This window comes from Skermanella sp., from assembly GCF_059503625.1.
In genome coordinates this window covers 1-11,045 of the sequence record NZ_JCACHA010000719.1, presented here as the reverse complement: position 1 = coordinate 11,045, position 11,045 = coordinate 1, and the positions used below count along the sequence as shown (strand labels likewise).

Genomic DNA, 11,045 nt, shown 5'->3' with positions numbered 1-11,045 from the left:
CGTGACGACCAGCGCCGAGCTTTACACGCTGCCGGTCGGTCTCTCCAGCTTCTCGGTCGAACAGGCTATCCGCTGGGAACTGATTATGACCGGGGCCAGCATCGCCACCCTTCCTACTCTATTGATCTTCATAGTACTGCAACGCTTCATTGTACGTGGTGTTGTCATGGCAGGACTTAAGGGATGACCGAAGTGACTTCAGACAGTTCAGTTTTCCCCGATCCGACCTACAAGGAAACCGTGCTGCGGCCCTTGTTCGACGGCGCCAAGACCCATCATGTCGATGGCTTCCGCCGGATCGACCGCGCCCATCTGGTCATGCTGGTGGAAACCGACATCCTGCCGCGCGACAATGCCGCCCGGATCGCCCAGGCATTGGAAGCGATCGACCGCGAGATCGACCCGGCCCAGCTCACATATACCGGCGAGGTCGAGGACTTCTTCTTCCTGATCGAGGCGGAACTGAAGCGGCGGCTCGGTCCCGATCTGGCCGGTCGGCTGCACACCGCGCGGTCGCGCAACGACATCGACCATACCCTGTTCAAGCTGGCCCTGAAGCAGCGGACCGACGTGCTGCTGACCCAGGCGCGGAAGCTGGCAAGTATCCTGCTCGACGTGGCGGAGCGCGAGAAGTCGACGCTGATCGTGGCCTATACCCACGGCCAGCCGGCGCAACCGACGACTTTCGGCCACTATCTCTGCGCGGTGGCCGAAGTCCTGCTGCGCGACATCGAGCGAATCGCGGCGGCGCGTCACGTGATCGACAAGTCGCCGATGGGGGCCGCCGCGATCACGACATCGGGCTTCCCGATCGACCGGGCACGGGTCGCGGCACTGCTGGGATTCTCCGGGCCCTTGCGCAATTCCTACGGCTGCATCGCCTCGGTCGACTACATCACCGGCCTCTATGGGGCCATGGAGCTGATGTTTCTGCACCTCGGACGGCCGATCCAGGACTTCCAGGTCTGGTCGAGCTTCGAGGTCGGCCAGCTCTACGTGCCCAACGCCTTCGTACAGATCTCCTCGATCATGCCGCAGAAGCGCAATCCGGTTCCCATAGAACATCTTCGCCACCTGGCTTCCCAGACCGTTGGCCGTGCGCGAACCATGCTGGACGTAATGCACAACACTCCCTTTACCGACATGAACGACAGCGAAGGCGAAACCCAGCAGATCGGCTACGAGGCCTTCAACTCGGCCCTGCGTGTGATCGATCTTCTGACGGCGCTGGTCGGCGGTATCCGGATCGATACCGCAAATGTGGCGCGCAACACCCGGCGAAGCTGCATCACGATCACCGAACTGGCCGACAGCCTCGTCCGGCGCGAAGGGCTGTCGTTCCGGCAAGCGCACGAGATCGCGGCCGAGGTGGCGAAGCGCGTGGTCGCGGTCCAGGGTGACCTCGGTAGCGACGGCTACGGCCCCTTCGTCGAGGCGTTCCAGAAGTCGGTCGGGCGCAGCCCGTCGGTCGATGCCGCGACCTTCGCCGAGCTGGTATCGCCCGAGCATTTCGTCGCCGTCCGCAACCGCTTCGGCGGACCCGCCCCGGCGTCGATGGATGCCGCGATAGCCGACTATCGCGGACAGCTCGACGCATTCGATGCCGAAGCCTACCGGATCGCGGCGCGCGAAGTCGCCGCCGCCGCCGAACTCGACCGGTCGTTCCGGTCTCTGCTGGGAGACGCGTGATGGCGACGATCGAGCTTCAGAACATCGTCAAGCGCTACGGCAAGGCGGCGACCACGGTCCAGGGCATCGACCTGTCGGTGGCGGACGGCGAGTTCGTCGTGCTGGTCGGCCCGAGCGGCTGCGGCAAATCGACGACGCTCCGGATGATCGCCGGGCTGGAGGACATCACCTCCGGCACGCTCAGGATCGGCGGCCGCGTCGTCAACGAGCTGGAGCCGAAGGAACGGAACATCGCCATGGTGTTCCAGAACTATGCGATCTACCCGCACATGAATGTCGGACAGAACATCGGCTTCGGCCTCCATGCCTCCGGCCTGGACAAGGACGCCAAGCAGAAGCGCATCCGCGAGACGGCGGCCCTGCTGGGGCTGGAGCCGCTGCTGGACCGCCGCCCGGCGCAGCTTTCCGGCGGCCAGCGCCAGCGCGTCGCGATCGGCCGCGCCATGGTCCGCGACCCGGCGGCCTTCCTGTTCGACGAGCCGCTGTCCAACCTGGACGCCCAGTTGCGCGCCCAGATGCGGCTGGAGATCAAGCGGCTGCACCAGCGGCTCGGGACGACGACGGTGTTCGTGACCCACGACCAGGTCGAAGCCATGACCATGGCCGACCGCATCGTCGTCATGCGCGACGGCCGCATCCTTCAGGTCGGCACGCCGCTGGACCTGTACGAGCGTCCGGTGGATATCTTCACCGCCCGCTTCATCGGCAGCCCGACCATCAACCTGCTGCCGGGCCGGCTGACGCACCATGGCGACGGGCTGGCGGTCGAGCTTGACGGCGGCGGCCCGCGCGTGCCGGTCCTGCAAGCGGTTCAGGCGGCTGCCAAGGACGCTGCCGTCCTGGTCGGCTGGCGGCCCCACGACCTTGTCATGGACGACGGGTCGGCAGCGGCGGCGGATGCCGTCCTGCTTACCGGCGAGGTCGCCGTGGTCGAGCCGCTCGGCTCGGAAACGCTGGTCCATATCGACTCCGGCGTCAGCCAGATCGTCGCCAGCACCGGCGGCAAGGCGATCCCCAAAGTCGGGGAGAGGATCACCGTGCGGGCGCCGCTGCAAAGCCTCTACCTGTTCGATACCGCCACCGAACGGGCGCTGGTTTCGCGATGACCGGTCCCAAGGCCGAAGCCGTCTTCGGCATCGATCTCGGCGGTACCAAGCTCCATACGGCGCTGGCGGACCGCAACGGCGTCATCCTGGCGGAAAGGGTCGAGCCGACCGACCGCAGGGGCGGGCTGGACGTCATAGCCCAGATCGATGCGGCGCTGGAGCATCTGGCGGAAGAGGCCGGCATCGCCCGGCAGTCCGTTCGCCTCGGCGTCATGGGCTGTCCGGGGGTGCTGCAACCGCAGACCGGCAGCGTCGCGGTCGCGCCGAACATTCCCGGCTTCGACGTTCTGGACGTGGTGCGCGAGCTTGAAGCCCGCCTGCGCCTGCCGATGACCGTCGAGAACGACGTCAACCTCGCGGCGGAAGGGGAGCTATGGCGGGGCCGCCGCTCCGCCAACTTCGTCTTCGTGGCGCATGGTACCGGCATCGGCATGGGCATCGTCGCCAACGGCGCTCTCGTGAGAGGCGCCAAAGGGGCGGCCGGCGAGATCGCCTATCTGCCGCTGGGGGGAGATCCCTTCGACCGCGAAGGCTTCCGTCTCGGCACGCTGGAAACCGCGATCGGCAGTGCCGCCATCGTGCAGCGCTACGCCGCCCATGGCGGCAGGGCCGACGCCACCGTCCGGGAAATCTTCGACGCCCTGGGCCGTGACGATGCCGCCGCCGATCTCGCTCTGGACGAGACGGCCGGCATCCTCGCCCAGGCCATCGCGGCGGTAGCATCGGTGCTCGATCCGGAAGTCGTCGTCACGGGCGGCAGCATCGGAGCGCGGCGCGAGCTGATCGCGCGGGTGCGCGTGCATCTGGCGCGCTGCATGCCGGTGCCGCCGCCGGTCGAGATCAGTCGGCTGGGCGACCGTGCCGCCGTCGTCGGCGCTCTGGGCGTGGCGCTGCGCCGGCTCGGGGGACAGGCATGAGCCCCGGTCCCCAGCTCGTGGTCCTCGACGATGCCGGTGCCGTAGCGGACTATGCGGCGGCGCATATCGTCGGCAGGCTGGCGGCCAAGCCGGACCTCGTCCTGGGCCTGCCTACGGGTGAGACGCCGCGCGGCATCTATGTCCGGCTGGCCGAAGCATACCGCACGGGCAAGGTTTCGTTCGCGCGGGCCCCCAGCTTCAACCTGGATGAATACCGGGGTCTGCCACCCGACCACCCGGCGTCCTATCACGCCTACATGCGCGAGATGCTGTTCCGGCACGTCGATATCGATCCGGCGCGGACCCATCTTCCCGACGGGCTGGCCAGCGACGCCACGGCGGAAGGGCGGCGCTACGAGAAAGCCATCGCGGAAGCCGGCGGCATCGGCCTGATGGTGCTGGGGATCGGCGGCAACGGCCATATCGGCTTCAACGAGCCGGGGTCGCCGTTCGACTCCCGCACCCGCGCCGTCCGGCTGACGGAAGCGACGCGGGAAGCGAACAGGCGCAGTTTTCCGGAGGGCGAGACGGTACCGGAGTTTGCGATCACCATGGGCATCGCTACCATCCTCGACGCCCGCGAGATCCTGCTGGTCGCGACCGGCCACGCCAAGGCGGAAGCGCTGGCCGCCGCGCTGGCCGGGCCGGAAACGCCGCGATGTCCCGCCTCCGTCCTCCGCCGCCATCCCGCCGTGACGATCGTCTGCGACACGGCGGCGGCGGCCGGGATCAGACGCCGGGCCTGACCGGTCAGTCCGTCAGGTTGATCTCCGACAGCCGGATCTCGCTGTTGGTCTTCAGGGTCGGACGCCAGCCCTCGATCCGCTTGCCGACTCGTGTGTAGCCGATCATGTGGTACATCGGGACGTCGGCGATGACGTCGTCGTGGACCTTGGCGAAGACGGTCTGAAACAGCTTGGCCCGTTCGTCGCCGGTGGCGCTCATCGCCTGCCTCATGACCTTGTCGACTTCAGGGTCCGCGATGGTCGAGTACTGGCCGTTGCTGGAATACATCACCGGCGCCGTGAAGCCGGCATCGCCCGTGTTGTTGTCGTGCTGCTGCTGGAACAGCGTCGGCCCGCGCTCCGCCGGGAACGGCTTGTCCAGGTAGCGGACCCAGTCGGCGGCTTCCAGCTGGACCATGGTCATGTTGAAGCCGGCTTCCTCCCACATGCCCATCATCGCTTCCAGCGATTCGGCGGAGTTCGGGAAGAAACCGTTACGGGCGATCAGCTTGATCTCCTTATCGACCGGCACGCCGTCCTTGCGGGCATCGGCAAGGAGCTGCTTGGCGCGTTGCGGGTCATAGCTCCAGGGCTTGATGTCGGAGTTGTGCCCCCGGACGCCCGGAGCGACCATCTGCGACGCCCGGATCACGTCGTCGCCGAACAGGGCGCTGCCGAGCGCGTCCCAGTCGATCGCGCGGTTGAGCGCTTCGCGGACCCGCTTGTCGTCCAGCGGCGGCATCTGCGCGTCGATCCGCATGCGGGTCGTCTCGGAGTTGAGATAGGCGAAGTCGGTGGCGGGGTTGGTGGCGTCCTGCACCGCTATCGTCGGCGTCAGGTCGGCCTCCCCGGTCGAGACCATGGCGGCGCGGATCGCGGATTCCGGCCGCCAGACGAAGGTCGTCTTCTTCACCTCCGCCGGCTTGCCCCAGTAGCCGTCGAACCACGTCAGCACCACCCGTTCCGGCGAGGCGCTGTCGAGCTTGTAGGGACCGGTTCCGACGGGGCTGTTGGTTTCCTTGTCCAGCGGCAGCTTGGGCGAGACGATCTGGACCGTGCCCATCAGGGTCGGCAGGATCGGGATCGGGATGTCGGACTTGATCTCGACCGTCCCGGCGTCGACGGCCTTGGGCGTCAGCTTGATGTCGCCGAACTTGGAGCGGCTGTCGCAGGTCATGTTCCTGTTCATCAGCCGGTTGACCGTATGGACCACGGCGTCTGCGTTGAAGTCGGAGCCGTCCTGGAATTTGACGCCGTCGCGCAGCTTGAACCGCCAAGTCAGGTCGTCCACCTGCTCCCAACTCGTCGCGAGATAGGGGGTGACGGTGCCTTCCTCCGCCTGGATGTCGGTCAGCGTCTCCGTGATGTTCATGTTGATGATGCGGCCGATGTCGTTGCGGATCGATCGGCAGGGCTCAAGGTTCGCCGGCTGCTCCGGCAGGACGACGGTGATCTCGCCCTTGCCGGCGGCGAGCGCCGTGCCGGAGATGGTCGCCGCCAGTGACAGCGCTATCAATCCGGTGAAACGGGTAAGTGCCTTGTTGTGCATTCTTCCTCCCTTTCTTCTTTTCCCATTCCCTCGCCGTCCTTAGGGGCGGCGAGGGAGCGAGTTCAACGAGCCCCGGAGGACCCAAGCCGTTTCAGCCCGTTCGCCTCGACGAACTCGGCCAGCATCTTCGATTGCGTGTCCGTCAGCGGCCAGGCCGACGGCGGGCGGGTCCGGCCGCAGTCATGGCCGAGCAGACGCAACGCGGCCTTGACGCCGGTCACGTTGGTCCCGTTCATCTCCTGCGCGCGGATGTCCTCGAACGCCCGCATGCCGGCGGTCAGGCGGCGCGCCTCGGCATAGTCGCCGGCTTCAAGCGCCGTGTGGATCGCCACCGACCGCTCGGGCCAGACGTTGATCAGGCCCGACGTGAATCCCCGCGCGCCGACGGCGTAGAGCGGCGGCGCCCAGACCTCGGCCAGACCGCCGACCCAGATGATATCCGGGTCGCAGGCCGCCATCGCCTCGGCCAGCTTGAGCGGGTTCGGCGTCGCCCATTTGACGCCGACGACGCCCTCGACCGCGCAGAGATCCGCGATGCCCTTGACGCCGATGGCGTCGTTCCGCAGGTAGATCACCAGCGGCAGGCCGCCGGACGCGTCCGAGACGCGCTTGACGTATTCGACCACGCCGCGCGGCGCCACGAACGGATCGGGCGGCTGGTGGATCATCAGCGCGTCGGCGCCGGCTTCCGCCGACGCCTTGGCGAGACGGCAGGCGTCCTTGATGCCCCGGCCGACGCCCGCGACCAGCGGGACGCGCCCGTCGATGTGGCGGGCGCTGGCATGCACCATCGTCTCCGCCTCGTCCGAGGTCAGGGCGTAGAACTCGCCCGTATTGCCGTTGGCGACCAGGATCTGGACGCCGGCCCCGATGGCGCGGTTGACGATCGGCGCCTGAAGCTCGGGCGCCAGCTCGTCGTCGCGGTCGAACGGCGTGACGAGGATCCCGGAGATCCCCGTCAGCGCCTGCTTCAGGTCATGCTTGCCCAGGCTCACTTGCCGTCCATCTTCCGCTGGATGCCGAACGGGTTTTCGTCCGACAGAGCCGGCGGCAGCAGGTCGCCCGGTACGTCCTGGTACGAGACCGGACGCAGGAAGCGGGTGATCGCCAGACTGCCGACCGACGTCGTCCGCCCGTCGGAGGTCGCCGGATACGGACCGCCATGGACCATGGCGTGACCGACCTCGACACCGGTGCCGAAGCTGTTGACCAGGATGCGGCCGGCCTTCTCCTCAAGCACCGGCATGAACCGGCGGGCGGCATCTTTGTCCGAAGCCTCCATTTGAAGAGCGATGGTCAACTGGCCTTCCAGCTTGTCGAGCACGCGCCCCAGGTCGTCGTTGTCCTTGCAGCGCACGATCAGCGAGGACGAACCAAAGACCTCTTCCTGGAGTTCGGGGTGCTTCAGGAAGTCTTCCGAGGTCGTGCTGAACAGGGCTGCCTGCCCCTGGAACCGCTCGCCGACGGTGCCTTCGCCGAGCATCTTGACCTGCGAGTGCGACTTCAGGCGGGAAACGCCCTCGCAATAGGCCTTGTGGATGCCGGGGGTCAGCATGGTCGCGGCGGGAGCCGAGGCCAGGGCCGCCTTGGCGCCCTCGACGAAGCCGTTGAGGCCGTCGTTGTCGACTGCCAGGATCAGGCCCGGATTGGTGCAGAACTGCCCGGCGCCCATCGTCAGAGCCGCCACGAAGGCCTTGCCGATGGCTTCGCCGCGAGCGGCCAGCGCACCGGGGAACAGCAGGACGGGATTGATCGAGCTCATCTCGGCATAGACCGGGATCGGTTCCGGACGGGACGCCGCGATCTTCATCAGCGCGGTGCCGCCGCCCCGCGAGCCGGTGAAGCCCGCCGCCTTGATGCGGTGGTCGGCGACGAGAGCCTGGCCGATGGAGCGCCCGCTGTCGAACAGCAGCGAGAAGGTGCCTTCCGGCATCTCGCATTCCTTGACGGCGCGCTGGACGGCGCGGCCGACCAGCTCGGACGTGCCGGGATGGGCCGAGTGGGCCTTGACGATCACCGGGCAGCCGGCGGCCAGCGCCGATGCCGTATCGCCGCCGGCGACCGAGAAGGCCAGCGGGAAGTTGGACGCGCCGAACACCGCGACCGGGCCGACGCCGATCTGGCGAAGCCTGATGTCGGGGCGGGGCAGGGGCGTGCGGTCCGGCATCGCCGGATCGATCCGCGCGCCGATGAAGCCGCCGTCGCGAACGACGTTGGCGAACAGCCGCAATTGGCCGACGGTGCGGCCGCGCTCGCCCTCGATCCGGCCGCGCGGCAGGCCGCTTTCCTTGACGCAGCGCTCGACCAGCTCGTCGCCGATGTCGAGGATGTTCTGGGCGATGGCTTCCAGGAACTTAGCGCGCGACTCCAGGCTGGTTTCCCGGTAGGGACGGAAAGCGGCGGCTGCAAGGGATGCTGCTTGTTCGAGGTCGTCGAGCGTGGCGCCGCCGAAACCGGGTTGCAGCTTTTCGCCGGTCGCGGCGTCGAGACCGAAGACTTCACCGTTGGTACCACGGCGGGCCGAATGGCCGATCAGAAGTTCACCGGTGAGCGGCATGGGGATCTCCCTGAATCTGTTTCATGAAACGCGAACGCTCAACTGGCTCGCGGCGCCCGTTTCCCATTTGGGATGCGGCGTCGCATTCAACAGCGAACGCGTGTAGCTGTGCTGCGGGTTGGCGAAGAGTGCCTGGGTCGTGCCCTGTTCTACGATCTCGCCCTGCTTCATCACAATTATCCGGTCGGCGAAATGACGGACGATCGGCAGGTCGTGGGTGATGAAGATATAAGACAATCCCAATCGGGTCCTGAGATCGGCGAGCAGGTCGATCACCTGTGCCTGGATGGAAACATCTAGCGCCGACACCGCCTCGTCGCAGACGATCAGTTCCGGATCGCTGGCAAGCGCCCGCGCTATGGCGATCCTCTGGCGCTGACCGCCGGAGAATTGGTGTATATGGCGGTTGGCATGCTCGGCTTTCAACCCCACCAGTTCGAGTAGTTCGACCACGCGGTCGTTCCATTGCGCTTTCGGCAGGATGTCGCGGTGGATACGGAGCGGTTCCGAGATGATCGAACGCACGTCCATCCGGGGGTTCATCGACCCGTAGGGGTCCTGGAACACCATCTGCATCTTGCGCCGCAGCTTCAGCAGCTCCCGCTCGTTCATGCGGAAGATGTCGTCGCCCTTGTAGAGCGCCCGGCCCGATGTCGGCTCGTTCAGGCGGAGCAGGATGCGGGCGACGCTGGACTTGCCGGAGCCGGACTCGCCGACGATGCCGACGGTTTCGCCCCGGTTGACCTGGAAGCTGATGTCGTTGACGGCGTGGACGTGCTTGGCGGCGCCAAACAGGCCGGTGCTCAGCGTGTAGCGCTTGACGATGTTCTCGACCTTCAGGATCGGCTCGCCGGCCACGGTGGCGGAGCGCCGGTGCTTGTCGGTGTCGTCGGCGTGGGGCAGGGCCGACAGCAGTTTTTGGGTATATTCGTGCTGGGGGCGGGTGAAGACGGTCCTGGCCTCCCCCTCCTCCACGATCTGGCCGCCCTTCATCACCATGACGCGGTCGGCCATGGAGGCCGCGACTTCCAGATCGTGGGTGATCAGGATCAGCGCCATGCCGTATTCGGCCTGGAGGTCGCGAAGCAGGTCGAGGATCTGCGCCTGGACGCTGACGTCCAGGGCGGTCGTCGGTTCGTCCGCGATGATGACGGACGGCTGCAAGGCGATGGCCATCGCGATCATCACGCGCTGCCGCTGGCCGCCGGAGAACTGGTGCGGATACTGGTCTACGCGATTTTCCGGATCGGGGATGCCGACGCGGCGGAGCAGATCGACCACGCGGCGCTTGGCGTCGGCGCCTGACGCGACGCCATGGGCTTCGAACACTTCCGCGATCTGGCGGCCGATCGAGTGGACCGGGTTCAGGTAGGCCAGCGGGTCCTGGAAGATCATCGCGATCTTCCGGCCGTTGATGTCGCGCCGCTCCTCCTCCGTCATGGCCGCGAGGTCGCGGCCCTCGAAGAACATCCGGCCGGCGACGATGTCGCCCGGGGGTGTGTCGATCAGCCCCATGATGGCGCTGGTGCTGACGCTCTTGCCCGAGCCGCTTTCGCCCAGGATGCAGAGCGTTTCCGCGTGGGAGACGTGGAAATCGACCCCGCTGACGGCGCGGACCGGATCGCGGTCGGACAGGAAGTCCACCGTCAGCCCGCGTACTTCCAGGATGGGGCCGGTCTTGCCGGAATTGGTGGGGCCGGTCATCGCGGAGCCCTCCGCAGGGTCTGGAGCCGCCACCGCTGCTGCGGATCGGCGACCGTCCTGGCCCAGCTCGACAAGAGGTTCAGGGAAAGCGTCGTCAGCAGGATAGCAAGTCCGGGCCAGAAAGCGACCCACCATGCGTTCGCCAGATATCCGCGGCCGGTCGCGACCATGGCGCCCCAGGTGAACTGCGGCGGCTGGATGCCGAGGCCGAGGAAGCTGAGCGCCGATTCCGCCAGGATGACGGAGGCGAAGTCGATGGCGGCGATGGTGATCAGCGTCGGCGCAACCAGCGGTGCGATATGGCGCAGCACGATGCGGAGCGACCCCGCGCCCATCGCCTTGGCGGCACTGACGAACATCCGCTCTCGCAGTTCCAGCACCTCGGCGCGGGTGGTGCGCAGATAGATCGGGATGCGGGTGATCGCCAGCACGATGATCAGGTTGGGGATGCTAGGACCCAGCGTGTAGAGGACGATCAGAGCCAGCAGCAGCGACGGGAAGCTCATGATGATGTCAGCCAGCCGCAGGATCACCTGGGAGTACCAGCGGTTGGAATAGCCGGCGATCAGCCCCAGCGCGCCGCCGATCAGCATCGACGTGACGACGGCCGCCGCCGCGATGCCCAGCGTGTTCTGCGCGCCGACCACCAGACGCGCCAGGATGCTGCGGCCGAGCGTGTCGGCCCCCAGCACATAGAGCCAGCCCTGGTCGAGCGAGAACGGCGCCATGTTGCGCTGGCGCAAACCCAGCTTGGTCGCCATGTCGCCGACCAGCATCGGGCCGAAGATCGCGGCGAAG

The 11,045-nt window shown here is 67.1% G+C and carries 9 protein-coding genes and 1 pseudogene; 5 read left to right on the top strand and 5 right to left on the bottom strand.

Translation table 11 applies throughout. The features are described 5' to 3' along the window. The 5 genes and pseudogenes from AC5JJ6_RS24235 to nagB form a co-directional block, all read left to right on the top strand. Positions 1-187 (top strand): annotated as a pseudogene (locus AC5JJ6_RS24235) (hypothetical protein); the annotation flags it as partial. Further along, positions 184-1,689: an argininosuccinate lyase gene (gene argH, locus AC5JJ6_RS24230; protein ID WP_496044521.1), complete on the top strand. Its 1,506-nt coding sequence runs from the start codon at positions 184-186 to the stop codon at positions 1,687-1,689. The pseudogene AC5JJ6_RS24235 and the gene argH, both read left to right, overlap by 4 nt. Next, positions 1,689-2,795: an ABC transporter ATP-binding protein gene (locus AC5JJ6_RS24225; protein WP_496044520.1), complete on the top strand. Its 1,107-nt coding sequence runs from the start codon at positions 1,689-1,691 to the stop codon at positions 2,793-2,795. Before argH ends, AC5JJ6_RS24225 begins: the two co-directional genes overlap by 1 nt. Next, positions 2,792-3,712 (top strand): ROK family protein, encoded by a 921-nt coding sequence (locus AC5JJ6_RS24220; protein WP_496044519.1) that lies wholly within the window; start codon positions 2,792-2,794, stop codon positions 3,710-3,712. The genes AC5JJ6_RS24225 and AC5JJ6_RS24220 overlap by 4 nt, the downstream gene beginning before the upstream one ends. Further along, a complete protein-coding gene (gene nagB, locus AC5JJ6_RS24215; protein WP_496044518.1) occupies positions 3,709-4,458 on the top strand; it encodes a glucosamine-6-phosphate deaminase in 750 nt (249 codons plus the stop codon). Before AC5JJ6_RS24220 ends, nagB begins: the two co-directional genes overlap by 4 nt. 4 nt (positions 4,459-4,462) lie before the next feature. Here nagB and AC5JJ6_RS24210 read toward each other — a convergent pair whose 3' ends face one another. The 5 genes from AC5JJ6_RS24210 to AC5JJ6_RS24190 form a co-directional block, all read right to left on the bottom strand. Continuing rightward, a complete protein-coding gene (locus AC5JJ6_RS24210) occupies positions 4,463-5,986 on the bottom strand; it encodes an ABC transporter substrate-binding protein (protein ID WP_496044517.1) in 1,524 nt (507 codons plus the stop codon). A gap of 62 nt (positions 5,987-6,048) precedes the next feature. Next, positions 6,049-6,981: a dihydrodipicolinate synthase family protein gene (locus AC5JJ6_RS24205; RefSeq protein WP_496044516.1), complete on the bottom strand. Its 933-nt coding sequence runs from the start codon at positions 6,979-6,981 to the stop codon at positions 6,049-6,051. Then, the gene (locus AC5JJ6_RS24200) at positions 6,978-8,543 is read right to left on the bottom strand and encodes an aldehyde dehydrogenase (NADP(+)) (RefSeq protein ID WP_496044515.1); all 1,566 of its coding nucleotides are present in this window, start codon (positions 8,541-8,543) and stop codon (positions 6,978-6,980) included. The genes AC5JJ6_RS24205 and AC5JJ6_RS24200 overlap by 4 nt, the downstream gene beginning before the upstream one ends. Positions 8,544-8,564: 21 nt before the next feature. After that, complete coding sequence (locus AC5JJ6_RS24195) at positions 8,565-10,247, bottom strand: ABC transporter ATP-binding protein (protein WP_496044514.1); 1,683 nt, start codon at positions 10,245-10,247, stop codon at positions 8,565-8,567. After that, on the bottom strand, positions 10,244-11,045 hold an 802-nt coding region (locus AC5JJ6_RS24190), incomplete at its 5' end, for an ABC transporter permease (protein ID WP_496044513.1). The genes AC5JJ6_RS24190 and AC5JJ6_RS24195, both read right to left, overlap by 4 nt.